Raw genomic sequence first — 25,349 nt, 5'->3', positions numbered from 1 at the left:
GAGGATCAGGGTACTTCCGGGAGGGCGGTGACGAGTTCGTCGAGCACCGCGTGGGCGACGGCGGTCTTGCTGCCCTCGGCACGGGCAACTTCCTGACCGTCGCGGTCGAGAATGCGCACGGAGTTGTCGGGCGCGCCGAACACTCCGGTGCTGATGTCGTTGAAGACCAGCAGGTCCGCGCCCTTGCGTCGCGCTTTGGCGCGCGCCAGGTCGAGAGCCGTGGAGCCGTCGCCGCCAGTCTCGGCCGCGAAGCCGACGATCGCGGGCCGCTGGGAGTCTGCGCGGTCGAGCACACTGTGACGCAGGATGTCCTCGGTGCGGCGCAGGGCGATGGCCGGCACGGACTCGTCATCGCCGTCGTCCTTCTTGATCTTCGCGTCCGCGCGCGCGGCAGCGGTGAAATCGGCCACTGCTGCGGCCATCACCAGCGCATCCACCTCACCTCGATGCGCCGCGACGACGCTCGCGAGCTCGGCGGCGCTGCCCACATCGAAACGTTCGGCACCGGGCGGGGTGTCGAGGTCGACGTTGGCGGCGACCAGGCGCACCCGGGCGCCGCGGACGAGGGCCGCATGCGCGAGGGCCCAGCCCTGCTTGCCCGAGGAGTGGTTAGCGAGGAAGCGCACCGGGTCGAGATCCTCGCGGGTGCCGCCGGCGGTGATCAGCAGCTCGCGGCCGCTGAGGTCCCTTCGCACGGCTCCGTGCTGGTCGCGCGGGGCCGTGATCGCCGCTCTCGCGGCCTCGAGGATCGCCGCCGGCTCCGGGAGCCGGCCGGGCCCGGAATCCGGGCCGGTGAGGCGGCCGACGGCGGGCTCGATCACGGTGACGCCGCGTGCGCGCAGCACTGCCACGTTCTCGCGGGTCGAGGGGTGCTCCCACATCTCGGTGTGCATCGCGGGCGCGACCACCACGGGCGCACGCGTCACCAGCAATGAGGCGGTCAGCAGGTCATCGGCACGACCCATCCGCATCCGTGCGAGCAGATCTGCGGTGGCAGGGGCGATCACCACCAGGTCGGCCTCCTGGCCGAAGCGCACGTGCGCGACCTCGTCGACGTCCTCGAAGACCGAGGTGAGCACCGGATGGTGGCTGAGCGCCTCCCAGGTCGCCGCCCCGACGAATTCGAGGGAGGCGGGAGTGGGGAGGACGCGGACGTCCGCCCCTTCGCCGACAAGACCGCGCACCAGGTGCGCGGTCTTGTATGCGGCGATGCCGCCGCCGACTCCGATCAGGACGCGGGCCCCGGCGAGGGGGCGCGACAGGATGCTCATCGGTTCAACCCGGCGATGGCCGAGTCAGAGCGTGAAGCCGGAGGGCGGGACCTCAGGAGCGTCGTCGCCGAGCATCAGCGGGGCCGGAGCATTCGGATCCGGCTCGTTCTGCGCGGCGTACTCCTCCTCGTCGATCTCGCGGACGGTCAGCAGGCCCTCATCGATCTCACGCAGTGCGATCGAGAGCGACTTCTCCTGGTTGTCGACATCCACCAGCGGACCGACGAACTCGAGCAGCCCTTCGGAGAGCTGCGAGTAGTACGCGTTGATCTGGCGAGCGCGCTGGGAGGCGTAGAGCACCAGGGCGTACTTGGAATCGACAGTCTCGAGGAGACGGTCGATCGGGGGGTTCGTGATGCCTTCGGGCTGAGCGACTGTTCCGGCCACGGATGTCCCTTCATGAGTTTCGGCGTGCGACGCTTCAGGATACGCCCTTGTGAGCTCAGGGGCGAGGGCGAGAGCGTGCGGGGTCAGGTGAGGTCGCGCACGCCGAGCAGCCCGGCGAGCTCATCGGCGGCGCGGTCCACGGTGTCGTTGACGATGGTGACGTCGAACTCGCCCTCTGCGGCGAGCTCGATCTTCGCCGTCTGCAGGCGGCGCTCGCGCTCCTCGGAGTCCTCGGTGCCACGCCCGACGAGTCGGTCCACCAGGGTGTCCCAGTCCGGCGGGGCCAGGAACACGAAGCGTGCCTCGGGCATCGACTCGCGGATCTGGCGGGCGCCGGCAAGATCGATCTCGAGCAGGACCGGGCGCCCTTCGGACACCTTCTGCTCGACAGGGCCCCGCGGGGTGCCGTACTTGTTGCGACCGTGCACCACGGCCCACTCGAGCATCTGCCCCTGTTCGATCAGCGAGGAGAAGTCCTCCTCGCTCACGAAGCGGTAGTGCACGCCGTCGACCTCACCGGGGCGCGGGGCGCGGGTGGTGGCGGAGACGGACAACCAGATCTGCGGGTATCGCGCGCGGATCGCTGCGGAGACGGTGCCCTTGCCGACGGCCGTGGGCCCGGCGAGCACAGTCACCGGGGCCGACGCCTTCACGGCGCCGGCCCCGGTGGTGGAGTGGTCGATCACTCGGAGAAGTGTGCGACGAGCTTCTCAGCCTGATGGGAGCCGAGGCCGCGGATCTTGCGGGATGGGGAGATGCCGATCTCCTCCATGATCTGCTGGGCCTTGACCTTGCCGACACCCGGGAGGGCCTCCAGCAGGGCGGAGACGCGCAGACGACCGACGACCTCGTTGGTCTCGGCCTCCTTGAGGACCTTCTTGATCTCCTCGCCGCGGTGTCCGGCGCTGTCCTTGAGCCGGGCCTTGATGGCGGCGCGCTCGCGACGAGCCTCGGCTGCCTTCTTCAGGGCGTCGGCCCGCTGCTCAGGGGTGAGGGGAGGGAGAGCCACAGTTCTTACCTCTTGTTCTCTTGCTGGTGACGGGGAGATCCGGGAGGACCTCGATGTGGGAAGAGCGTAACCCCATATTCGTGGTCGAGCGCACTTTTGACAGGCTTCGTCGCTGGTCCGGTGCAGATCGGTCACTCCCGAGGGGGTCCGAGCGGGGGTCGTGACCCCCACCCGGACGGTTCCTCAGGAGGCGTCGGCAGGACCGGCGTACTCGAAGCGCAGCTGTTCGGCCCGTCGGCTCAGGGCGTCCGGGTCAGGGCCTGCCGCCAAGAGTCCTCGCGAGAGTGAGACCAGGACGTGACCTGCACTTTCGCCGAATACCTCACCCATCTGGGCGGGACCGGCGCCCTGTGCCCCGAAGCCCGGTGCGAGCAGCGGGACCGAGGGTGCGACGCGATCCAGGCCGAGCCGGCGATAGCTGTCGCCGACGGTCGCGCCCACGACCAGGCCGATGCTCGACCACTCCCCCGGCGCCGCAGCTCCGAGCGCCTCGGCGTGTCGCGCGATCTCCTGCGCCACCGGCGTGTCTGCAGAGGTGAGGGCGTGCTGGACCTGGGGACCATCCGGGTTCGAGGTCAGCGCCAGCACGAAGAGGCCCTTGCCGTGCTGGGTCGCGAGCTGCGCCGCCGGGTCGAGGGACCCGGTGCCCAGGAAGGGGCTGACGGTGATCGAGTCGGCCTCGAGCGGGGCACCCGGGAGCAGGTGGGCGTCCGCATAGGCGGCCATGGTCGAGCCGATGTCTCCGCGCTTGACGTCCAGGATGCTGAGCACCCCGGCTTCTCGCGCGGCCTGCAGCAGCTCCTCGAGCACTGCGACCCCGGCGGAGCCATGGCGCTCGAAGAAGGCGGACTGGGGCTTGATCGCGGCGACCCTGCCGGTCACCGCGGTCAGCACGATCCGGGAGAACTCCCGCAGGCCCTCCGGTGTGTCCGGCAGCCCCCACGCCTCCAGCAGCGAGGCGTGGGGGTCGATGCCGGCGACCAGCCGGCCGTGCTCCGCGACGGACTGCTGCAGCCGGGAGCCGAAGCTCCTCCCCTGCAGCGTCATGCGCCGACCTGGGCGGCACGCACCGCGTTCAGCCGTGCGGTGTGGTCCTGCAGGCTCGTCACCTCGAAGGGCTCGACCGGTCGTGCCTCGATCGCCTGCACCGCGGCCTGGAACTCCTGGAGGGTGGTGATCATCGGCACGTCCATGCTGGTCGCGGCGGCGCGGATGGCGTAGCCGTCCACCCGGGCGTTGGAGCCGGAAGGTGTGTTCATCACCAGGTCCACCGTGCCGTCTTCGATGAGCTCGATGACGCTCGCCTCGTCGCCGGCCTCGGAGGCCTTGCGCAGCACCCGGCAGGGGATGCCGTAGCGGCGCAGCACCCTTCCGGTGCCCGCGGTGGTGAGGATCTCGAATCCGAGCGCCGCCAGGCGCGCCACCGGGAGTGCGAGCGACCGCTTGTCCCGGTCCGCGACAGAGACGAAGGCGGTGCCGGAGGTGGGCAGGCCCTGACCGGAGATCGCGAGCTGAGACTTCGCGAAGGCGAGGGGGAAGGTCGAGTCCAGCCCCATCACCTCACCGGTGGATCGCATCTCCGGCCCGAGCACGGAGTCCACCGCCTTGCCTTCACGGGTGCGGAAGCGCTTGAACGGGAGCACCGCCTCCTTCACCGCGATGGGAGAGTCGTCGGGCAGGTCCATGCCGTCGCCCTCGAGCGGGAGCACTCCCCCGAGGCGCAGGTCCGCGATCGAGGTGCCGGCCATCAGCAGCGCCGCGGCCTGCGCGAGCGGCACCCCGGTGGCCTTCGCGACGAAGGGCACCGTGCGGGAGGCGCGCGGGTTGGCCTCGAGCACATAGAGCACCCCGTGGGAGAGGGCGAACTGGATGTTGAGCAGTCCGCGCACGCCCACGCCCTCGGCGATCGCGAGCGTGGAGGTGCGGATGCGGTCCATGACCGCATCGCTGAGGGTGATCGGCGGGAGGGTGCAGGCCGAGTCGCCGGAGTGGATGCCGGCCTCCTCGATGTGCTCCATCACGCCGCCGATGTAGAGGTCGGTGCCGTCGTAGAGGGCGTCGACGTCGATCTCGATCGCGGTGTCCAGGAAGCTGTCGATGAGGATCGGGGCCTCGGCCCGGCCGCCGTCGGGCAGGTTGCGGGCCACGTAGTCCACGAGCCCCGCCTCGTCGAACACGATCTCCATGCCGCGCCCGCCGAGCACGTAGCTCGGGCGCACCAGCACCGGATAGCCGACCCTCGCGGCGACCTCGGTCGCATCGCTGAGCCCCCAGGCGGTCCCATAGGGCGGAGCCGGCAGATTCGCCTCGGCGAGCACCGCTCCGAAGTGACCGCGGTCCTCGGCGTTGTCGATGGCCGACGGGCTGGTGCCGATAATGGGCAGTCCCTCGGCCTCGAGGCGGCGGGCGAGCGAGAGCGGGGTCTGGCCGCCGAGCTGCACGATGACCCCGGCGACGGGGCCGGCAGCCTTCTCCGCCTCGTACACCTCGACGACGTCCTCGAAGGTGAGCGGCTCGAAGTAGAGGCGGTCGGCGATGTCGTAGTCGGTCGAGACCGTCTCGGGGTTGCAGTTGATCATGACCGTCTCGTAGCCGCCGCCGGGCAGCTCCGGGTTGCCCAGCGCCATCGCAGCGTGCACGCAGGAGTAGTCGAACTCGATGCCCTGACCGATGCGGTTGGGGCCCGAGCCGAGGATCAGCACCGCGGGACGTTCGCGCGGTTCGACCTCAGTCTCCTGGTCATAGGTGGAGTAGTGGTACGGGGTGGCGGAGGCGAACTCCGCGGCGCAGGTGTCGACCGTCTTGTAGACGGGGTTGATGCCCAGCGCCTCACGGACGCCCTTGACCACGTCACCGCTGCGCCCGGTGAGCGCACCGATCTGATCGTCCGAGAGCCCGTGGCGCTTCGCCAGGGACAGCAGCTGCGCGTCCAGCACCTCCGCGCCGCGGATCTCCGCGGCGATCTCTGCGACCAGCAGCATCTGATCGAGGAACCAGCGATCGATCGCGGTGGCCTCCACCAGCCGGTCGAGCGTCTCGGCCGGATCGAGGATCCCCTCGGCCGCGGACCACAGGATCCGAGCGATGTCGACCAGCCGCTCCGCCGTGGGGGTGCGCGAGGCCTCCAGCAGCTCGGTGACCTCCGCGGGTGACGGCGGGGTCCCCAGGTACGAGAGGGAAGCGCCCTTGACGTCGATCGAGCGCTGCGCCTTGCCGAGCGCCTCGGTGAAGTTGCGGCCCATGGCCATCGCCTCGCCGACGCTCTTCATGGTCGTGGTCAGCGTCGGATCCGCCGCCGGGAACTTCTCGAAGGCGAAGCGGGGCACCTTGACGACCACGTAGTCCAGCGCGGGTTCGAAGCTCGCCGGGGTGGTGCCGGTGATGTCGTTGCGGATCTCGTCGAGCGTGTAGCCGATCGCGACGCGGGCTGCGATCTTCGCGATCGGGAAGCCGGTGGCCTTCGAGGCCAGTGCCGAGGAGCGCGAGACGCGCGGGTTCATCTCGATGACCACCACGCGGCCGGTCTCGGGATGGGTCGCGAACTGGACGTTGCAGCCGCCGGTGTCGACCCCCACCTCGCGGATGATCGCGATGCCGAGGTCCCGCAGGGTCTGCATCTCGACGTCGGTGAGGGTGAGGGCGGGGGCGACGGTCACCGAGTCGCCGGTGTGCACGCCGACCGGGTCGACGTTCTCGATCGAGCAGATCACGACGCAGTTGTCGGCGCTGTCGCGCATCAGCTCGAGCTCGAACTCCTTCCAGCCCAGGATCGACTCCTCGAGCAGCACCTCGGAGGTCGGCGAGTAGTGCAGGCCGTCCCCGCCGATGCGGCGGAGGTCCTTCTCGTCATAGGCCATGCCGGAGCCGAGCCCGCCCATGGTGAAGCTGGGGCGCACCACCATCGGGTAGCCGAGCTCCTCGGCGCCGGCCAGCAGATCCTCCACGGAGTGGCAGATCTTCGAGCGGGCGGATTCGCCACCGACTCGCTCGACGACCTCCTTGAACAGCTGGCGGTCCTCCGCCTTGTTGATCGCGTCGAGGCTCGCGCCGATCATCTCGACCCCGAACTCCTCCAGGGTCCCGTTCTCCGCGAGTGCGATGGCGGCGTTGAGCGCGGTCTGGCCACCGAGGGTGGGCAGCAGCGCGTCGGGCCGCTCCTTCTCGATGATCGTCCGGATGATCTCCGGGTCGATCGGCTCGATGTAGGTGGCGTCGGCGATCTCCGGGTCGGTCATGATCGTGGCCGGGTTGGAGTTGACGAGGATGACCCGCAGGCCCTCCTCGCGCAGCACCCGGCAGGCCTGGGTGCCGGAGTAGTCGAACTCCGCGGCCTGGCCGATCACGATCGGGCCGGAGCCGATGACCAGGACGGACGAGATATCGGTGCGACGGGGCATCAGGACTCCTTGGATGCAGAGCCGGCGCGGTGCGCGACGGCGAGCTCTGCCAGACGATCGAAGAGGGGCGAGGCGTCGTGCGGGCCGCCGGCCGCCTCGGGGTGGTACTGGACCGAGAACGCGGGCCGGTCGAGGCAGCGAAGGCCCTCGACCACCTGGTCGTTGAGGCCGACATGGGAGACCACCACGCGTCCGTAGCGGCCGCCGTCGTGGGGGGCGATGTGCTCACCCTCGATCGGGAGGTCGACGGCGAAGCCGTGGTTGTGGGCGGTGATCGCCACCTCGCCGGTCTCGCGGTCCTGCACGGGCTGGTTGATGCCGCGGTGGCCGAACTTCAGCTTGTAGGTGTCGAAGCCGAGGGCCCTGCCGAGCAGCTGGTTGCCGAAGCAGATGCCGAAGAAGGGCAGGCCGGCGTCGAGGACGCCGCGCAGCAGCTCGATCGGTGCGGTCGCCGCCGCGGGGTCCCCCGGGCCGTTGGAGAAGAACACGGCATCCGGGGCCAGCGCCACCAGGTCCTCAAGCGAGGTCGAGGCGGGCAGGAGGTGCACCCGCAGCCCGCGCAGGAGCATGCTGCGCGGGGCGGCGCTCTTGATGCCGAGGTCGAGGGCGGCGACGGTCGCGACCACCTCGCCCTCGGGCTCGAGGGTCACGGGCTGGGCGATGGTCACCTCCTCGATGAAGCTCGCGCCGGTCATCGCGGGCTGGTCACGGACCTGGGAGAGCAGCTCCTGCTCGGAGCTCGCCAGGGCGTCCCCGGAGAAGATCCCGCCGCGCAGGGAGCCATGCTCGCGCAGCCGGCGGGTGAGCATACGGGTGTCGATGTCGCTGATGCCCACGATGTCGCTGCTGATCAGCAGCTCATCCAGGGTCTGCTCGGCGCGATAGGAGGAGGCGATGCGGCTGGCGTCGCGCACGGCGTAGCCGCGCACCCACACCTTCCGTGACTCCATGTCCTGGGCGTTGGCCCCGGTGTTCCCGATATGAGGGGCGGTCTGCACGACGATCTGTCCGGCGTAGGAGGGGTCCGAGAGGGTCTCCTGGTAGCCGGTCATACCGGTGGTGAAGACGACCTCGCCGAGGCGGGAGCCTCGCGCTCCGTAGGCGGAGCCTCGCAGGATGGTGCCGTCCTCGAGGATCAGCAGCGCTTTCTCCGTGCGCAGGCGGTGGCTGGGGGCCCTGGTGGGGGCGAGGGATTCTGGGGACGCGGGGGAGGTCATGCGTTCTCCTTCCGGGAGAGCAGGAGGTCGTGGTCGGAACGTCGCGCGAGGCGGAGTCCGGTGTCGAGGAGCTGGTCGCCGAGGCGCCAGCGGATGATCAGGAGGCCGTCGCCACCGATGAACTTCCCGGCCATGCCGGGGCCCGAGGTGAGCTCGGTGACGACCGTGCCGGGGATGGTGAAGCTGCTGGTGCCCTCACGCTCCAGTCGCCAGGAGCCCTGGTCGCCGAGGGTGACCATGGCGTTGGCCCGCTGCCCGAGACCATGGGCGACGATCCGCTCGAGCGGCTGCTCGGCGAGCACGGTGTCGACGTAGACGGCAGCGACCGGACCGTGGGCCACGGCCTCCCCGAGCTGTTCGAGGGTGGCGTCCTCCGGGACGGGAAGATGCTGCTGGGACCGTCCGCGTCGGTGCCAGCCCCAGGCCATCGCGGCCAGGATCAGCACGAACAGCGCCGCGAGCAGCAGGACGGGGATGAGCTGGTCGCTCATCGTTCGACCACCTCGCCGTCGCGCACGGTCAGGCGGCCGGCGAGCACGGTGAGCCGGTTCAGGCCGGGCAGCTCGAGGCCGGCGAAGGGCGAGTTGCGGCTCAGCGAGGCGTGCTGGGCCGGGTCCGCGACGCGCACCGGCCGCGGATCCCAGACCAGGACGTGGGCCGGGGCGCCGGGCTTAAGGGCCTGTCCCTGTTCCTCGTCGCGTCCGATCTGCGCCGGCTTCTCGGACATCACCCGGGCCACATCCCGCCAGCTGAGGCGACCTTCGTCGACCATCGTCAGCTGGACCAGCGCGAGTGCCGTCTCCAGGCCGGTCATCCCCATCGCCGCCTGATCCCACTCGCGGTCCTTGGCGTCGCGCGGGTGCGGGGCGTGATCGGTGGCGACGATGTCGATCGTGCCGTCGGCCAGGCCCTCGCGCACTGCCTCTACGTCCTCGGCGGTGCGCAGCGGCGGGTTGACCTTGAACACCGCGTCGAACTGCCGCACGTTCTCGTCGGTCAGCAGCAGGTGGTGCGGGGTGACCTCGGCGGTCACCTCGATGCCGCGCTGCTTGGCCCAGCGGATGATGTCGACGCTGCCGGCGGTGGACAGGTGGCAGACATGCAGCCGAGAGCCGACGTGCTGCGCCAGCAGCACGTCGCGCGCGATGATCGATTCCTCGGCGACAGCGGGCCAACCGGCCAGCCCCAGCTCGGCGGAGACGGCGCCCTCGTGCATCTGGGCGCCCTCGGTGAGGCGGGGGTCCTGGGCGTGCTGGGCGATGACGCCGTCGAACGACTTCACGTACTCCAGGGCGCGGCGCATCAGCACGGGATCGTGCACGCATTTGCCGTCGTCGCTGAACACCCGGACCTTCGCGCGGGAGTTCGCCATCGCGTCGAGCTCTGCGAGCCGCTCGCCCGCCAGACCCACGGTCACCGCTCCGACCGGGCGCACGGAGCACCAGCCGGCGCTGTCGCCGCGCCGGGCGACCTGCTCCACGACGCCGGCGGTGTCGGCGACCGGGGTGGTGTTGGCCATGGCGTGCACGGCGGTGAAGCCGCCGCGGGCTGCGGCGCGGGTGCCGGATTCGACGGTCTCGGCCTCCTCACCGCCGGGCTCGCGCAGGTGCGTGTGGAGGTCGACCAGCCCGGGCAGCACGATGCAGCCGTCGGCGTCGATGACCTCGGTGCCCTCGGGTGCCTCGAGGTCGGCGCCGATCGCCTCGATGCTTCCGGCGACCAGGAGCACGTCCTGGACGTCCTCGCCGTACGGGCGGCCGCCCCGGATCAGGAGCGGGGCGGGCAGGCCCTTGCCTCCGGCGTCGATGGTGCTGGGGTTCTCAGTGGTCACGGGGAGCCTCCCGGGCGTCGGTGGCGAGCAGGTGGAAGAGGACGGCCATCCGGACGAAGACGCCGGAGGCGACCTGTTCGACGATGACGCTGCGCGGGGAATCCGCCACCGCCCCGGCGATCTCGAGCCCCCGGTTCATCGGTCCGGGGTGCAGCACGATGGTGTGGTCGGGCAGGGCCGCTGCCCGGGCGGTGGACAGTCCGTAGCGGCGGGAGTACTCCCCCACCGTCGGGAAGAAGCCGCCGCCGACCATGCGCTCGCTCTGCACCCGCAGCATCATCACGGCATCCGGCCCGGTCGCGAGCGCCTGGTCGAGGTCGTAGCTGATCTCGCAGGGCCAGGCGGAGGCGCCGACCGGCACCAGGGCGGGCGGGGCGACCAGCGTCACCCGCGCGCCGAGCAGGGTCAGCAGCAGCACGTTGGACCGCGCCACGCGCGAGTGGATGATGTCGCCGACGATGACCACGTGCGTCCCGGCGAGGTCCGCGGTGGGATCCCCCGGCCGCAGGTGCCTGCGCATCGTGAAGGCATCGAGCATCGCCTGGGTGGGATGCTCGTGCGCGCCGTCTCCGGCGTTGATGATCGGCTGCTCGATCCAGCCGGCGTGGGCGAGCAGGTGCGCGGCGCCGGAGGAACCGGAGCGCACCACCACCGCATCGGCGCCCATGGCCTGCAGGGTCAGCGCGGTGTCCTTCAGCGACTCGCCCTTGGAGATGCTGGATCCCTTGGCCGAGAAGTTGATGACATCCGCCGAGAGCCGCTTGGCGGCGGCCTCGAAGCTGATCCGGGTGCGGGTCGAGTCCTCGAAGAAGAGGTTCACCACGGTCGTGCCCACCAGGGTGGGCAGCTTGCGGATCGAACGGGACTGGGTCTGTGCCATGTGCTCTGCGGTGGCGAGCACTGCGAGCGCCTCATCCCGGGAGAGATCGGCGATGGAGATGAAGTGCTTCATGCCTGCACCTCCTCGGACCGGGCGCCGACCGGGCGCACGATGTCGACGGCATCGACCCCGTCGGTCTCGGCGAGCTGGACGTGCACCCGTTCGTTGCGCGCGGTGGGGAGGTTCTTGCCGACGTGATCCGCACGGATCGGCAGCTCCCGATGACCGCGGTCGACCAGCACCGCGAGTCGTACCGCGGCGGGCCGCCCGATCGCCCCGAGGGCGTCGAGGGCCGCGCGGATCGTGCGCCCGGAGTACAGGACGTCATCGACCAGGACCACGATGCGCCCGTCGATGCCGGAGCGCGGGATCCGGGTCGGGCTCGGAGCACGCGTGGGATTGTTCCGCAGGTCGTCGCGGTACATGGTGATGTCCAGCGCGCCGTACAGCTCGGTGAGGTCCTCGCCGTCGGGGCGGCCCTCTGCGCGCGCTATCTGCTCCGCGAGGCGCCGGGCCAGCGGCACTCCCCGATGGGGAATGCCGAGCAGGACCAGGTCATCGGCGCCGTGACCGCTCTCGAGGATCTCGTGGGCGATGCGCGTGAGCGCCCGCCGGATCTCTTCGGGGCCGAGCACGCGCGAGCTGTCCACGGCGGGCACCGGATCGTTCGTCGCAGGCCAGCGGCCCGCGTGGGGATCGTCATTCATCGTTCGTCTCCCTTCGACGCCTCTCAGGACGTGTCGTTAAAGGGTCTGTCGCTCATGCGAGCGGTGCCGAGTCTAGAGGGCGGGCAGCGGGCGAAGCCCGGGTGACCGCCCCTCGGACTGACGGCGGGGATGGCGGCGGCGACCCGGGCGGGTCGCGCCGCCGTCAGCTCAGGAGAGCAGGCCGCGCACTTCGACCAGCCGCTGGAGGAGCCCGTTGACGAATCGCGGTGAGTCGTCGGTGGAGAGCACCTCGGCGATCTTCGTGTACTCGCCGATGATCGCTCCCCGGCCGGACTCGTCCTCGCCGTAGAGCAGCTCCGCACTGCCCAGGCGCAGGATCGCGCGGTCCACCGCGGGCATCCGGTGCAGGGGCCAGTCCCGGGAGTGGGTGGCGAGGTCCTCGTCGATGTCCACCGCATTCGGGGCATAGAGCTCGACGAGCTCACGGGAGCGCTGCGGCAGCGGGGTCTGCGCCGCCGTACGGCGCAGCCGCTCCTCCAGCACACCGAGCACCTCGCGCTGCTTGGCATCGGCCTCGAAGAGCACGTCGATCGCCCGGATCCGGTCACGCGAACGGCTGTGGAGCCGGTCGGACGGAGCGGGGATCGTGCGCTCGAAGGTGACCTCCGCGCCTTCCCGGGTGGGGTGGGGCAGCCCGGGGACCCGGCGCATCGCCGGGACCCCGGAGTCCTCCTGTGGGGAGTCTGAGGTCACTTGACGCGCTCGAGGTAGTCGCCGCTGCGGGTGTCGACCTTGACCTTGTCGCCCTCGTTGAGGAACAGCGGGACCTGGATCTCGCGTCCGGTCACGAGCGTGGCGGGCTTGGTGCCACCGCTGGAGCGGTCGCCCTGCAGGCCGGGCTCGGTGAACTTGATCTCGAGGACCACGGAGGCCGGCAGCTCGACGAACAGCGCCGCACCCTCGTGGAAGGCGATCACCACGTCCTGCTCCTCGATCAGGAAGTCCTTGGCCTCGCCGACGGTCTCCGCGGTGAGGCTGGTCTGCTCCCAGCTGCTGGTGTCCATGAACACGAACATGTCGCCGTCGAGGTAGGAGAACTGCATGTCGCGGCGATCGACCGTGGCGGTCTCGACCTTGAGGCCTGCGTTGAAGGTCTTGTCCACGCCCTTGCCGGACATGACGTTCTTCAGCTTGGTGCGCACGAAGGCCGGGCCCTTGCCGGGCTTGACGTGCTGGAACTCGACCACGCTCCACAGCTGCTGGTCCAGCACCAGGACCATCCCGTTCTTCAGATCGTTCGTCGTCGCCATGAGTCTCCTCGGTAGTCGTCTGGGCGTGCCCAGGATAGCGCGCAGGCACGGCTGCGCCGGGGTCGGAAGGGCACTCAGCGAGCCGACGTGAGGTCGATCATGCTCAGCAGCCTCACGGCCAGCGGATGCGCGGCGCTCTCCTCGCGCCAACCGCTGGTCTTCACGGCCCGCGAGACCGTCTGCTGGGTGACCCCGAGGCGCTGGGCCAGCTGCGCCTGGGTGGCGCCGGGATCCTCGCGCAGCTCGCCGACGGTCTCCCGCTGGCGGCGATTGCGGGTGCGGATCATCCAGACCACCAGGCGCAGCACGGCCTCGGCGTCCGCGGCGGTGTCGCGGTGACGGTCATCAGCCGCGCGCACAGCCACGGGGACCTGCGAGGTCGTGACTGCCGCCTGCAGCGCCGCAGTCGCGGCCACGACTGCGGGTCCGGAGATCTCGCGCACGGAGCCGGGCAGCGGGCGGGTCACGGCGCCGATGCCCAGGCCTGCCGCGAGCGGGCCGATCTCCGCCGCGCGCAGGAGCACCTCGAGCGCGACCTCGGCCCGCCCGGCGAGGACCAGGGCGTCGGGGCCCATGGTGCGCTCGGGCGGCAGCGACACGTCGAGCCCGTCCAGGGCGGCGAGCAGGGCGGGGATCGGATCACCCTCGTCGCGGCCGTGGCCGCGACGGCCGGAGAGGGACAGGACGAACACGGCGACTCCTCGAGGACTGACGTCAGGAACGATGAATATCAGGTGTTCGTGACGATACAGCGATTTATCGCTGACTCACGGCATGCGGGTGCCGTCCCTCGTGTCGCTTTCCGTGCCGTGCCCTGCTCAGGCCAGCTCGATGAGCTCCTGGTACTCCGCGTTCCACAGGTCCTCGACCGCGTCGGGCATCATCAGCACCCGCTCGGGGTTCAGTGCCGCTACGGCGCCGGGATCGTGCGAGACCAGCACCACGGCGCCCTCGAAGGCCGCGAGCGCTCCGAGGATCTCCTCACGGCTGGCGGGGTCGAGGTTGTTCGTCGGCTCGTCCAGCAGCAGCACGTTCGCGCTGGAGACCACGAGGGTCGCGAGCGCGAGACGGGTTTTCTCGCCGCCGGAGAGCACCCGGGTCGGCTTGTGGACATCCTCCCCGGTGAAGAGGAAGGAGCCGAGGATCTTGCGGGCCTCGACCTCGGGCAGCTCATAGGCGGCAGTCATCATGTTCTGGAGCACCGTGCGGTCCAGATCGAGGGTCTCGTGCTCCTGTGCGTAGTAGCCGATCCGCAGGCCATGGCCGGGGAGCAGCCCGCCGGTGTCCGGCTCATCGACTCCGGCGAGGATCCGCAGCAGAGTGGTCTTGCCGGCGCCGTTGAGCCCGATGATGACGACCTTCGAGCCGCGATCGATCGCGAGATCCACGCTGGTGAAGATCTCGAGGCTGCCGTAGGACTTCGAGAGGTCCTCCGCCATCAGCGGTGTCTTGCCGCAGGGGGCGGGCTTGGGGAAGCGCAGCGAGGCGACGCGGTCCTGCTGGCGCTCCCCCTCGAGCCCGTCGAGCATCCGCTCGGCGCGCTTGAGCATGTTCTGCGCGGCGACCGCCTTGGTGGCCTTCGCACGCATCTTCTCGGCCTGGGCGGTGAGCTGGGTGGCCTTCTTCTCGGCGTTCGTCCACTCGCGCTTGCGACGCTTCTCGTCATCCTCGCGCTGGCGCTGGTACAGCTTCCAGCCCATGTTGTACATGTCGATCGAGGCGCGATTGGCATCGAGGTAGAAGACCTTGTTCACGACGTGCTCGACCAGCTCCACGTCGTGGCTGATGATGATCAGCCCGCCGCGGTAGCCCATCAGGTACTCCCGCAGCCAGACGATCGAGTCGTGATCGAGGTGGTTGGTCGGCTCGTCCAGGATCATGGTGGTGGCCTGGGAGAACAGGATCCGGGCGAGCTCTACGCGGCGCCGCTGGCCACCCGAGAGGGTGCCCAGCTCCTGCTCGAGCAGCCGGTTGGGCAGCCCCAGGTTCGCGGACATCCGCTTGGCCTCGGCCTCGGCCGCGTAGCCGCCCGCCGCATCGAGCTCGGCCTCGATCCGCGGGTAGCGGTTCATGGCCTTCTCGCGGCGAGCCTCGGTGAGGCTCATGTCCCCCATCTCCTCCTCGGCGCGGCGGAGCTTCTTGAAGATCCCGTCGAGCCCGCGGGCGGAGAGGATGCGGGACAGCACCGGTTCGGTGTCCTCCCCGCTGTGGGTGTCCTGAGGCAGGTAGCCGAGCTCGCCGGTGACCTCGACACTGCCCTCGGACGGGTCCAGCGTTCCCGAGAGCACCTTGGTCAGAGTCGTCTTGCCGGCGCCGTTGCGGCCCACCAGCCCCACCCTGTCGCCAGCGGTGATCTGGAAGGAGACGTCGCTCATGAGCAGCCGGGCGCCGACGCGGATGGCGAGGTCGTGCACGGTGACCACTGGATGATGCTCCTGTTCGAGGGTGCGGCGGCTCGGTGCGCAGCGGACGGACGCTCCTGCGCGGAGCGACGGACGGGCCCGCGCGGAGCCTGGACCACTCTAGGGCCGCCGCCTCTCCCAGAGCACGAGAATTGCGCCGACGGTGCCGCGTTCCACAGCTCAGCTCCCCCAGGTGCCGAGTTGGTGAGATGCTGGCCCGAGCGGTCACGATCGAGACCGAAGAACGCAGCAGAGAGGCGCGCCATGCGGATCGGGGTACCCCGGGAGATCAAGAACAATGAGAATCGTGTGGGTCTGGGCGCTGCCGGCGTCCATGAGCTCGTGGCCCGTGGCCACGAAGTCGTGGTCGAGACGGGCGCCGGCATCGGTTCGCGAGTGACCGACGAGGACTATCGTGCCGCCGGAGCCACGATCCTCGACTCGGCCGCGGAGGTCTGGGCGCAGGCCGAGATGATCATCAAGGTGAAGGAGCCGCTCCCCGAGGAGCACGACTACCTGAGGAAGGGGCAGATCCTCTTCACCTACCTCCACCTCGCCGCGGATCAGAAGCTCACCGAGGCGCTCCTGTCCTCGGGGGCCACGGCGATCGCGTACGAGACGGTGCAGCTCCCCGACCGCTCACTGCCGCTGCTCGCGCCGATGAGCGCGATCGCGGGTCGTCTCGCCACGCAGGTCGGCGCCTACCACCTGATGGCGCCGCTCGGCGGCGCCGGGGTGCTGATGGGCGGAGTCCCCGGGACGAGCGAGGCGAACGTGCTGGTCATCGGCGGCGGTGTGGTCGGTGAGCAGGCCGCGATGATGGCCAACGGCCTACATGCGAATGTCACCGTGATGGATCTGAACGTCTCCCGCCTCGGGCAGATCGCGACCATGCACCATGGCGACATCCGCACCCGCTATTCGACGGCCCTGGACCTGACCGAGGAGATCAGGCGGGCGGACGTCGTGGTCGGCTCGGTGCTGATCCCGGGCAAGCGTGCGCCCAAGCTGGTGACCGATGAGATGGTCTCCACGATGAAGCCGGGCTCGGTGCTCGTGGATGTCGCGATCGACCAGGGCGGGTGCTTCGAGCACTCCCGTCCCACCACGCACGACGATCCCACCTTCCGCGTCCACGACACCGTCTACTACTGCGTGGCGAACATGCCGGGCTCGGTGCCGGTGACCGCCACCGCGGCGCTGAACAATGCCACGCTGCCGTACATCCTGAAGATCGCCGGGGCCGGCTGGCGCGACGCGATGCGCTCCGACGATGCGCTCGCCAAGGGCCTGCACACCCACGAGGGCATGCTCGCCCATGCGGGCACCGGCGAGGCCCACGGTCTCGAGGTCACCTCAGCGGAGCAGATCATCGCCTGAGACTGGCCGGGGTTCAACGAGAAATGTCCCCGGACGACGGATGCGAATCATCGCATCGGTCCTCCGGGGACATTTCTGCTGCCGGCCGAGCGCACAGCCGAGTACACGGCGGCGCGGGACGGCGCTGGCGTGCTGAGCCTCAGCTCAGAGGTTGAAGCCGATCGCGCGCAGCTGCTCGCGGCCGTCCTCGGTGATCTTCTCCATGCCCCACGGCGGCATCCACACCCAGTTGATGCGGTGCGTCTCGGTGATGGGGTCCAGCGCCGCGAAGGTCTGCTCCTCGAGCACGTCCGTCAGCGGGCAGGCGGCGGAGGTCAGTGTCATGTCCACGACGGCATTGCCGTCCTCGACGGTGACGCCGTAGACGAGGCCGAGATCGACGACGTTGATCCCGAGCTCGGGATCGATCACGTCCTTCATCGCCTCGATGACGTCGGCGGAGCTCACCGTCGCGTCAGGGGTCTTCTGTTCGGTCATCGCATCCTCCCGAGGGGATAGGGAGCGCAGGTGCTGCTCCCGAAAGGGGTGGGGCCGGTCCGGCCCGGGAGTTCCTCCCGAGCCGGACCGACGAATGGCGTCAGGCGCCGACGAGGAAGCGGTCGTAGCCCTCGGCCTCGAGGCGCTCGGCCAGCTCCGGGCCGCCCTGCTCGGCGATCCGGCCGTTCACGAAGACGTGGACGAAGTCCGGCTTCACGTACTGCAGGATGCGGGTGTAGTGGGTGATCAGCATGATGCCCACCTCGGAGTTCTCCTTGACGCGGTTGACGCCCTCGGAGACCACACGCAGCGCGTCGACGTCGAGACCGGAGTCGGTCTCGTCGAGGATCGCGATGCTGGGCTTGAGCAGCTGCATCTGGAGGATCTCGTGGCGCTTCTTCTCGCCGCCGGAGAACCCTTCGTTGACGTTGCGCTCGGCGAAGACGGGATCCATCTTCAGATCCGCCATCGCGCCCTTCATGTCCTTGACCCAGGTGCGCAGCGCGGGGGCCTCGCCATCGATCGCGGTCTTGGCCGTGCGCAGGAAGTTCGAGACGGTGACGCCGGGGACCTCGACCGGGTACTGCATCGCGAGGAAGAGACCCGCACGGGCGCGCTCGTCGACGCTCATCTCGAGCACGTTCTCACCGTCGAGGAGGACCTCGCCCTCGGTGATCTGGTACTTGGGGTGACCGGCGACGGCATACGCGAGGGTCGACTTGCCGGAGCCGTTGGGGCCCATGATGGCGTGGGTCTCGCCGGCCTTGATGGTGAGGTCGACGCCCTTGAGGATCTCCTTGGTGCCATCAGGAGTATCGACGGTGGCGTGGAGGTTCTTGATCTCGAGGATCGACATAGGTGGTTCTCCTTGACCAGGGATGCTGGTGGGTTCGTGAAGTCGGAAGGGCGCCGTGGAGAGGCGCCCGGAGTGATCAGGTGCCGGGGGCTACGGTCGGATCCACCAGGATCTCGCCGCTGCTCTCGTCGATCCGCACGGGAAAGACCCGCACGGGAAGGACCGCAGGAAGCTGCAGGGGACGACCTGTGACCAGGTCGAACTGGCTGCCGTGCTTCCAGCATTCGATGGTGCAGCCCTCGACGTCGCCATCGCTCAGCGCGATCTCGTCGTGCGAGCAGATGTCCTCGAGGGCGTGGACGCCCCCGTCCTCGGCGCGCACCAGGGCGATCTCGATGCCGTCGACGACGACATCGATCGCCTCGCCGGGGGCGAGGTCTGCCAGGGCGGCGACGGGGACGAAGGCGTCCGACATCAGTTCATGCTCCGTGCGAGTTCGCCCTCGATCGAGGCCGAGAGCCGCTCACGGATCTCGGGGACGTCGATCTGCTGGATGATCTCGGCGAAGAAGCCGCGCACCACGAGACGACGCGCCTCGATCTCGTCGATTCCGCGAGAACGCAGGTAGAACAGCTGCTCGTCGTCGAAACGACCCGTCGCAGCGGCGTGGCCCGCGCCTTCGATCTCACCGGTCTCGATCTCGAGGTTCGGCACCGAGTCGGCGCGTGCCCCCTCGGTGAGCAGCAGATTGCGGTTGAGCTCGTAGGTGTTGGTGCCCTCGGCCTCCTTGCGGATCAGCACATCGCCGACCCACACCGAGCGGGCGTTCTTGCCCTGCAGCGCGCCCTTGTAGGCCACGTTGGAGGTGCAGCGCGGGGCGCTGTGGTCGATGAACAGGCGGTTCTCGAAGAACTGCCCCTCATCGGAGAAGTACAGGCCGAGCTTCTCGATCTCGCCACCGGTTGCCGCATACTCGCCGATCGCGTTGAAGCGCACCGCGCTGCCACCCAGGGTGACGGCGACATGCTTGAGCTTCGCGTCACGACCCACGCGGGCGTGATGGGTCGCGATGTGCACCGCGTCGTCATCCCAGTCGTGCAGGGTGATGACGGTCATCTGCGCGTTGTCGCCGACGATCATCTCGACGTTCTGCGCATACTGCGCGGAACCGGCGTGGTTGAGCACGAAGGTCGCCGAGCTCGACTCCTTCGCCTCGAGCACGATGTGCGCGTTGGCGCGACGCTCGGCGCCCCGGCCGGTCATGTCCACGCGGAACGGCGTGTCATAGGTGGCGTTCTTCGCGGCGACCAGGTGCAGTGCCTGCTCGGTGCGTGCCGACGCGACCGCGGAGACCAGGTCCTCGGGCACCAGGACGGTGCCGCGGGGAGCCTCGCCGGGCGCCAGAGTGGAGATCTCGGGAGCCCCTTCGGGCACCGTGACCTGGTAATCGACCGCAGGATCGCCCTCGCGGTCGTCGGTCGCGACGTCCTGGAACAGGGGCGCGAAACGGCGCAGCGGGGTGAAGCGCCACTCCTCGATGTCGCTCTTGGGGACCTCGTGGTCGGAGACCTCGAAGGAACGCTTTCGCGCGCCTCGGTTCGACGCGGCATGGGCGGCGGAGACGTCCTGTCCCGGCAGGGTCAGATTCTCCTCCTCCAGCTCCGGCGCCGCGGTGGTCTCGACATCGTCGAGGGCGGACTGGGCGACGACGGGGGCGGCTCCTGCGGCGTGGCCCACGGCCTCGTTCGCGGCCGGATCCCCAGCGTTCTCGGCACCCTTCACATCAGTGGTCGTCATCAACCGACTGCTCCTTCCATCTGCAGCTCGATCAGGCGGTTCAGCTCCAGTGCGTACTCCATCGGGAGCTCGCGGGCGATGGGCTCGATGAACCCACGCACGATCATGGCCATCGCCTCGGTCTCGTCCATGCCGCGGCTCATCAGGTAGAAGAGCTGCTCCTCGGAGACCTTGGAGACGGTGGCCTCGTGGCCCATCTGGACATCGTCGACACGGACGTCGACGTAGGGGTAGGTGTCGGTGCGGGAGATGGTGTCCACCAGCAGCGCATCGCACAGCACGGTCGAGGCGGAGTGCTCCGCGCCCGGCATGACCTGCACGAGACCTCGGTAAGAACTGCGTCCACCACCGCGGGAGACCGACTTCGAGACGATCGAGCTCGAGGTGTGAGGCGCCATGTGCACCATCTTCGAACCGGTGTCCTGGTTCTGGCCCTCGCCCGCGAAGGCGACCGAGAGGGTCTCGCCGCGGGCGTGCTCGCCCATCAGCCAGACGGCCGGGTACTTCATGGTGACCTTGGAGCCGATGTTGCCGTCGACCCACTCCATCACGCCGCCCTGTTCGACGATCGTGCGCTTGGTGACCAGGTTGTACACGTTGTTCGACCAGTTCTGGATCGTCGTGTAGCGGACGCGTGCGTCCTTCTTCACGATGATCTCCACGACGGCGCTGTGCAGCGAGTCCGACTTGTAGATCGGCGCGGTGCAGCCCTCGACGTAGTGCACGTAAGAGCCCTCGTCGGCGATGATCAGCGTGCGCTCGAACTGGCCCATGTTCTCGGTGTTGATCCGGAAGTAGGCCTGCAGCGGGATCTCCACATGGACGCCCTTGGGGACGTACACGAAGGAGCCGCCGGACCACACCGCGGTGTTCAGTGCGGAGAACTTGTTGTCACCAGAGGGGATGACGGTGCCGAAGTACTCCTTGAAGAGCTCCGGGTGCTCCTTGAGCGCGGTGTCGGTGTCCAGGAAGATGACGCCCTGCTCCTCCAGATCCTCGCGGATCTGGTGGTAGACGACCTCGGACTCGTACTGCGCGGCGACGCCGGAGACCAGACGCTGCTTCTCGGCCTCGGGGATGCCGAGGCGGTCGTAGGTCTCCTTGATGTCCGCAGGCAGATCCTCCCAGGAGGTGACCTGCTTCTCGGTGGAGCGGACGAAGTACTTGATGTGGTCGAAGGCGATGCCCGAGAGGTCGGGACCCCAGGTGGGCAGCGGCTTCTTATAGAACAGCTTGAGTGCCTTCAGGCGGCGCTCGAGCATCCACTCCGGTTCGTCCTTGCGGGCCGAGATGTCGCGCACGACGTCCTCGGACAGACCGCGGCGCGCGCTGGCACCGGCGGAGTCCTCGTCATGCCATCCATAGGCGTACTGGCCCATGGAGTCGATGATCTCGTCCTGTGTGAGCTTTTCTGGTGCGCTCGTCATGGTGTCCTTCCCTCGGTGAGCGGAATATGAGTCGTGCAGACGTGAGCCCCCTGCGCCAGCGTGGCAAGACGCTGGACAGGCGCTCCGATGATTCGGGAGATGACGCGGGATTCGGCTTCGCACAGCTCGGGGTGATCTGCGGCGACGTCGAGGACCGGGCAGTGCCCGTGGCACAGCTGGGCCGTGACGAGGGTACGCGGAGCGGCTCCCGCCTGGGGGCCCCTGCCGGGCAGCGGCACATGGAGTGGGCGCACCGAAGTGGCGTACCCCCGCTCCGTGAGCAGTTCGGAGAGCAGCTCGAGCTTACGGGTGACGGTGATGTCCTCCCCCGCCTCCTCACGCTGTGCGACGCGCTCGGCCAGCACGCTCTCCCAGTCGGCGATGCGGCGTTCCGCCAGGGCGGTCACCGCCTCGCTTCCGCCCCGTCGGGCGAGCTCGTCCATCGCCATCACGGCGAGTTCGTCATACCCACCGGGCAGATCCTCGTGGGCCGAGGGCGAGAGCACGAACGACTTGCTGGGCCGCCCGCGGCCGCGCGGGGCGATGGGGAGGTCGTGCTCGGCGATGACCCCCTCCGCCTCGAGCGCCGCCAGATGGCGGCGCACCGCAGCACTGGTGAGGCCGAACTGCTCGGCCAGCCGACGTGCGGTGATCGGGCCGTGGGTCGAGATCGCATCCACGAGGCGGTCGCGCGTGGTCTGCGTGACGGCCGTCTCGATGCCTGGTGCTGTGCCTGATGCGGTCATTGCTGCCTCCTCCCGTCCATCGCCTTTTCGATTTTACAACATAAGTGTTGCCAAATACGTACGGACCCCTGTGCGCCACAGCACGAAGGATCCCCTTACCTGGGCAGACACGCCTTCCGCAGCCGCCCGCAACTGCCACGAAAGGCGTCGCCGACGGGCCGCGCTTCCAATTGGTGCCGTTTTCAACTACCCTTCGAGGGACGCCGCCCCGATCTGAAGGGACCATCCCATGCCTGCTGAGAGCACGCACCCCGCCGGCCCAGCCACCGCCTCATCCGCTGCTTCGTCCACTGCCGCGCCCGCTGCTTCGTCCACTCCCCCGCCCACTGCCGCACCGACTGCCTCCGAGGAGCATTCGACGCGGGGCGCCTATGTCACCGTCGGCGGATCCTTCGACCGCGACATGAACTACATCGATGACCGGATCACGCGTGATGGCCGCGACGGCTGGCCCGTGGAGAAGGACCGGTACCGCCTGGTCGCGGCGCGCGCCTGCCCCTGGGCGAACCGCACCCTGATCTCCCGTCGCCTGCTCGGCCTGGAGGACGTGCTCTCCGTGGGCATGCCCGGCCCGACCCACGACAAGCGCTCCTGGACCTTCGATCTCGACGAGGGCGGAGTCGACCCGGTGCTCGGCTACGAGCGACTCCAGCAGGCGTATTTCGCGCGATTCCCGGACTACCCCCGCGGTATCACCGTCCCCGCCGTGGTGGACGTCCCCACCAAGGCGGTCGTCACCAATGACTTCCAGCAGATCACCCTCGACTTCGCCACGGAGTGGAGCGATCACCACCGCGCGGGTGCGCCGGACCTCTACCCCGAGGCGCAGCGCGAGGAGATCGACGCGCTGAACAAGTGGATGCTCCACCACGTCAACAACGGCGTGTACAAAGTCGGCTTCGCGGGCTCCCAGGAGGCGTACGAGAAGGAGTACCGCGCACTGTGGGAGGCGTTCGACGAGCTCGAGGAGCGCCTGGGCCGCAGCCGCTACCTGTTGGGTCCCTCGATCACGGAAGCGGATGTGCGCCTGTTCCCGACCCTGATCCGCTTCGATCCCGTGTACCACGGCCACTTCAAGGCGAACCGGCAGACGCTCTCGAGCATGCCGAACCTGTGGAACTACACCAAGGACCTGTTCACGACCCCCGGCTTCGGGGACACCGTCGACTTCGAGCAGATCAAGCGCCACTACTACTTCGTGCACGAGGACCTGAACCCCACCCAGGTGGTGCCGCTGGGCCCGGCCCTCGAACCGCTGCTGGACCCCCACGATCGCGACCGCTTCGAGACCGACACCTGGGGCCCCGGAGGCACTGCCCCGGCGGCACCGCTGGCCGCCGAGGTGGTCGATCCCGCGCACACCCCTCTGCAGGTGACCGGCCGCTGAGAACCTCTCTGCCCGGCGCGCATGACCGGTCGCTCACGTCGGGTGCTGGTTCTGCGGGCCGCGGCCTACGATGGTGAGCGCCATGGACGACCACTCCCCTGCCCTTGTCGCCACCGACCTCTCCCTCAGCTACGGCTCCGTCCGCGCGCTGGACGGGCTCACCCTGACCGCAGAGCGCGGTGCCGTGACCGCGCTGCTGGGAAGCAACGGTGCCGGTAAGACCACCGCCATCTCCTGCGCCACGGGCCTGCTGCGCCCTGACAGCGGCAGCGTGCGGGTGCTGGGTGTCGACCCCTGGCGCTCCAGCCCGGAGCATCGCGCCCGGGTGGGGGTGATGATCCAGGACGGCGGGCTCGCCTCGGGTGCCGGGGCGATGCAGCTGCTGCGCTACGGCGCGGCCCTCCACGCCGCACCGTTGGACGTCGAGGAGGTGGCCGAGCATCTGGGCATCGACACCTTCGCGCGCACCCTGGTGCGGCGTCTCTCCGGCGGCCAGCGTCAGCGCCTGGCCCTCGCGCTCGCCATCATCGGCCGCCCGGACCTGGTCTTCCTGGACGAGCCCACCGCAGGGATGGACCCGTCGATCCGCCGCCGGGTGCGCGAGCTGATCCGTGGGCTCGCCCGCACCGGCACCGCCGTCGTGCTCACCACCCACCTGATGGATGACGTGGTGGGCCTCGCCGACGCGGTCCGGGTGATCTCCCGCGGCCAGGTCCTCGCCTCCGGCTCCGTCCAGGACGTGATCAACGACCACCGCTCGGCCGACGGTGCCATGGTCGTGCAGGCCACCGCCTCGGGCGTCGACCCTCAGGTGGCACCCGCGCTCGAAGCCGATCTGCGCACAGCCGCCGCACGCCATGGCGTGCGGCTGGAAGTGACCTCGGGCGGCGCGGCTGATCTGGAATCCGTGCTGCTGGATCTGATGGATGAAGAGCACGCGGCCGAGGAGCACGCGGCTCAGCAGCACGACGCCGAGGACCACAGCGTCGAGAGCCACCGGGTCGAGGACCTCAGCGCCGGACAGCCCGATCCCGAGATGCCTGAACCCGCGGCACGCCTCTCCACCTCCCGAGAGGAACACCGATGACCAACCCCACCTCTCCTGCGCCCGCCTCCCCTGCACCAGTGCGGCCGGAGCGGAGCCCCCGTCCTGCGCCCGCGCTGCGTCGGATCCTCTCCCACGCCGGGCTCGAGGCCAGGGTTCTGCTCTCCAACGGGGAGCAGCTCACCGTTGCCGTCGCGCTGCCGGCGATGGTGCTGATCGGGCTATGGCTGCTGCCGCTGGGCAGGCTCGAGGGCGTCGCCGCGGTCGACACCGCCGTCGCCGCGACCTTCGCCACGGCGCTGATCTCCACCTCCTTCACCTCGCAGGCCATCCTCACCGGCTTCGACCGCCGCAACGGCGTGCTGCGCTGGGTGGCGACCACACCGCTGGGACGCGGCGGGTACCTGGCCGGCAAGATCCTCGCGACACTGACCACCCATGTCCTCCAGGTGATCGTCCTCGGGCTGATCGCGCTGATCATCGGTTGGCGGCCCGAGCTGTCGGGGCTGCTCGGGCTGATCCCGGTGTGGCTCGTGGGCACCGTCGCCTTCGGTTCGCTGGGCATGCTGATCGCTGGCACGCTGCGCACCGAGGCGGTGCTGGCCGTCTCGAACCTGGTGTTCGTGCTGATGATCGCGGCCGGCGGCGTCGCCTTCCCCACCGCCGCCTATCCGCGGATCCTGGGAGGCCTGGTCGATCTGCTGCCCTCCGGTGCACTCGGTGAGCTGATGCGCGCATGTCTGGCCTCCGGACCGTTCTCCGTCGGCTCCGTCGTGGTGCTGCTGGTCTGGGCCGTCGGCGGGGTGCTCGCCGTCATGCGCTGGTTCCGCTGGACGGACAGCTGAGCGGCTGCAGAGCAACAGCAGAGCGGCTGCGGGACGCCCAGGATGCGTCGTCGGTCGCATCCGTCCGCTGCGCCCAG

Annotated in this window: 25 protein-coding genes; 4 read left to right on the top strand and 21 right to left on the bottom strand. The window is 69.5% G+C overall.

Annotated features, from left to right (window positions below; all coding sequences use genetic code 11):
• Positions 1-5: 5 nt before the first annotated feature.
• The 15 genes from coaBC to ACT3SQ_RS06855 form a co-directional block, all read right to left on the bottom strand.
• Entirely contained in the window at positions 6-1,271 is a 1,266-nt protein-coding gene (gene coaBC / locus ACT3SQ_RS06925; RefSeq protein WP_442331795.1) for a bifunctional phosphopantothenoylcysteine decarboxylase/phosphopantothenate--cysteine ligase CoaBC, read from the bottom strand.
• Between the two features lie 24 nt (positions 1,272-1,295).
• Positions 1,296-1,658, bottom strand: a complete 363-nt coding sequence (gene rpoZ / locus ACT3SQ_RS06920; protein ID WP_299303474.1) for a DNA-directed RNA polymerase subunit omega — start codon at positions 1,656-1,658, stop codon at positions 1,296-1,298.
• Positions 1,659-1,741: 83 nt separating this feature from the next.
• Positions 1,742-2,341: a guanylate kinase gene (gmk, locus tag ACT3SQ_RS06915; RefSeq protein WP_441444117.1), complete on the bottom strand. Its 600-nt coding sequence runs from the start codon at positions 2,339-2,341 to the stop codon at positions 1,742-1,744.
• Positions 2,341-2,667: an integration host factor, actinobacterial type gene (gene mihF, locus ACT3SQ_RS06910; protein ID WP_345080401.1), complete on the bottom strand. Its 327-nt coding sequence runs from the start codon at positions 2,665-2,667 to the stop codon at positions 2,341-2,343. Before mihF ends, gmk begins: the two co-directional genes overlap by 1 nt.
• 183 nt (positions 2,668-2,850) lie before the next feature.
• A complete protein-coding gene (pyrF, locus tag ACT3SQ_RS06905; protein ID WP_441444084.1) occupies positions 2,851-3,714 on the bottom strand; it encodes an orotidine-5'-phosphate decarboxylase in 864 nt (287 codons plus the stop codon).
• A complete protein-coding gene (gene carB / locus ACT3SQ_RS06900; protein WP_444600980.1) occupies positions 3,711-7,064 on the bottom strand; it encodes a carbamoyl-phosphate synthase large subunit in 3,354 nt (1,117 codons plus the stop codon). Before carB ends, pyrF begins: the two co-directional genes overlap by 4 nt.
• Positions 7,064-8,281: a glutamine-hydrolyzing carbamoyl-phosphate synthase small subunit gene (carA, locus tag ACT3SQ_RS06895; protein ID WP_441444086.1), complete on the bottom strand. Its 1,218-nt coding sequence runs from the start codon at positions 8,279-8,281 to the stop codon at positions 7,064-7,066. The genes carB and carA overlap by 1 nt, the downstream gene beginning before the upstream one ends.
• Positions 8,278-8,772: a PH-like domain-containing protein gene (locus tag ACT3SQ_RS06890; RefSeq protein ID WP_441444087.1), complete on the bottom strand. Its 495-nt coding sequence runs from the start codon at positions 8,770-8,772 to the stop codon at positions 8,278-8,280. Before ACT3SQ_RS06890 ends, carA begins: the two co-directional genes overlap by 4 nt.
• Positions 8,769-10,112, bottom strand: a complete 1,344-nt coding sequence (locus ACT3SQ_RS06885) for a dihydroorotase (protein WP_442331793.1) — start codon at positions 10,110-10,112, stop codon at positions 8,769-8,771. Before ACT3SQ_RS06885 ends, ACT3SQ_RS06890 begins: the two co-directional genes overlap by 4 nt.
• Positions 10,102-11,064 (bottom strand): aspartate carbamoyltransferase catalytic subunit, encoded by a 963-nt coding sequence (locus ACT3SQ_RS06880; RefSeq protein WP_441444089.1) that lies wholly within the window; start codon positions 11,062-11,064, stop codon positions 10,102-10,104. Before ACT3SQ_RS06880 ends, ACT3SQ_RS06885 begins: the two co-directional genes overlap by 11 nt.
• Positions 11,061-11,699, bottom strand: coding sequence for a bifunctional pyr operon transcriptional regulator/uracil phosphoribosyltransferase PyrR (pyrR, locus tag ACT3SQ_RS06875; RefSeq protein ID WP_442331792.1), 639 nt, complete (start codon positions 11,697-11,699; stop codon positions 11,061-11,063). The genes ACT3SQ_RS06880 and pyrR overlap by 4 nt, the downstream gene beginning before the upstream one ends.
• A 168-nt stretch (positions 11,700-11,867) precedes the next feature.
• A complete protein-coding gene (nusB, locus tag ACT3SQ_RS06870) occupies positions 11,868-12,413 on the bottom strand; it encodes a transcription antitermination factor NusB (RefSeq protein WP_441444091.1) in 546 nt (181 codons plus the stop codon).
• Positions 12,410-12,970 (bottom strand): elongation factor P, encoded by a 561-nt coding sequence (efp, locus tag ACT3SQ_RS06865; protein ID WP_441444092.1) that lies wholly within the window; start codon positions 12,968-12,970, stop codon positions 12,410-12,412. The genes nusB and efp overlap by 4 nt, the downstream gene beginning before the upstream one ends.
• 74 nt (positions 12,971-13,044) lie before the next feature.
• Complete coding sequence (locus ACT3SQ_RS06860; RefSeq protein WP_441444093.1) at positions 13,045-13,662, bottom strand: winged helix-turn-helix domain-containing protein; 618 nt, start codon at positions 13,660-13,662, stop codon at positions 13,045-13,047.
• Between the two features lie 126 nt (positions 13,663-13,788).
• Positions 13,789-15,393 carry an ABC-F family ATP-binding cassette domain-containing protein gene (locus ACT3SQ_RS06855; protein WP_444600979.1) on the bottom strand — a complete coding sequence of 535 codons (1,605 nt, stop codon included), beginning with the start codon at positions 15,391-15,393 and terminating at the stop codon, positions 13,789-13,791.
• 243 nt (positions 15,394-15,636) lie between these two features.
• On the opposite strand from ACT3SQ_RS06855, the gene ald reads away from it, so the two are divergent.
• Positions 15,637-16,752 carry an alanine dehydrogenase gene (gene ald, locus ACT3SQ_RS06850; RefSeq protein ID WP_442331791.1) on the top strand — a complete coding sequence of 372 codons (1,116 nt, stop codon included), beginning with the start codon at positions 15,637-15,639 and terminating at the stop codon, positions 16,750-16,752.
• 144 nt (positions 16,753-16,896) lie between these two features.
• Here ald and ACT3SQ_RS06845 read toward each other — a convergent pair whose 3' ends face one another.
• From ACT3SQ_RS06845 to ACT3SQ_RS06820, 6 genes are all read right to left on the bottom strand, one after another.
• Positions 16,897-17,229: a metal-sulfur cluster assembly factor gene (locus ACT3SQ_RS06845; protein ID WP_441444096.1), complete on the bottom strand. Its 333-nt coding sequence runs from the start codon at positions 17,227-17,229 to the stop codon at positions 16,897-16,899.
• A gap of 100 nt (positions 17,230-17,329) precedes the next feature.
• The gene (gene sufC, locus ACT3SQ_RS06840) at positions 17,330-18,085 is read right to left on the bottom strand and encodes a Fe-S cluster assembly ATPase SufC (RefSeq protein WP_444600978.1); all 756 of its coding nucleotides are present in this window, start codon (positions 18,083-18,085) and stop codon (positions 17,330-17,332) included.
• A gap of 76 nt (positions 18,086-18,161) precedes the next feature.
• The gene (locus ACT3SQ_RS06835; RefSeq protein WP_441444098.1) at positions 18,162-18,500 is read right to left on the bottom strand and encodes a non-heme iron oxygenase ferredoxin subunit; all 339 of its coding nucleotides are present in this window, start codon (positions 18,498-18,500) and stop codon (positions 18,162-18,164) included.
• Positions 18,500-19,822: a Fe-S cluster assembly protein SufD gene (gene sufD / locus ACT3SQ_RS06830; RefSeq protein ID WP_444600977.1), complete on the bottom strand. Its 1,323-nt coding sequence runs from the start codon at positions 19,820-19,822 to the stop codon at positions 18,500-18,502. Before sufD ends, ACT3SQ_RS06835 begins: the two co-directional genes overlap by 1 nt.
• Positions 19,822-21,249: a Fe-S cluster assembly protein SufB gene (sufB, locus tag ACT3SQ_RS06825; protein ID WP_441444100.1), complete on the bottom strand. Its 1,428-nt coding sequence runs from the start codon at positions 21,247-21,249 to the stop codon at positions 19,822-19,824. The genes sufD and sufB overlap by 1 nt, the downstream gene beginning before the upstream one ends.
• Positions 21,246-21,995: a helix-turn-helix transcriptional regulator gene (locus ACT3SQ_RS06820; RefSeq protein ID WP_444600976.1), complete on the bottom strand. Its 750-nt coding sequence runs from the start codon at positions 21,993-21,995 to the stop codon at positions 21,246-21,248. Before ACT3SQ_RS06820 ends, sufB begins: the two co-directional genes overlap by 4 nt.
• A 229-nt stretch (positions 21,996-22,224) precedes the next feature.
• On the opposite strand from ACT3SQ_RS06820, the gene ACT3SQ_RS06815 reads away from it, so the two are divergent.
• From ACT3SQ_RS06815 to ACT3SQ_RS06805, 3 genes are all read left to right on the top strand, one after another.
• A complete protein-coding gene (locus ACT3SQ_RS06815; protein WP_444600975.1) occupies positions 22,225-23,382 on the top strand; it encodes a glutathione S-transferase family protein in 1,158 nt (385 codons plus the stop codon).
• An 82-nt stretch (positions 23,383-23,464) separates the two neighbouring features.
• Positions 23,465-24,469 carry an ABC transporter ATP-binding protein gene (locus tag ACT3SQ_RS06810; RefSeq protein WP_441444103.1) on the top strand — a complete coding sequence of 335 codons (1,005 nt, stop codon included), beginning with the start codon at positions 23,465-23,467 and terminating at the stop codon, positions 24,467-24,469.
• A complete protein-coding gene (locus ACT3SQ_RS06805) occupies positions 24,466-25,272 on the top strand; it encodes an ABC transporter permease (protein WP_441444104.1) in 807 nt (268 codons plus the stop codon). The genes ACT3SQ_RS06810 and ACT3SQ_RS06805 overlap by 4 nt, the downstream gene beginning before the upstream one ends.
• The last annotated feature ends 77 nt before the right edge of the window (positions 25,273-25,349 follow it).

The sequence above is a fragment of the Brachybacterium sp. AOP42-C2-15 genome, from assembly GCF_052377065.1.
Lineage (GTDB): Bacteria > Actinomycetota > Actinomycetes > Actinomycetales > Dermabacteraceae > Brachybacterium.
Note: the sequence above shows the minus strand (reverse complement) of the source record. Positions and strands in the feature narration are given on the sequence as shown.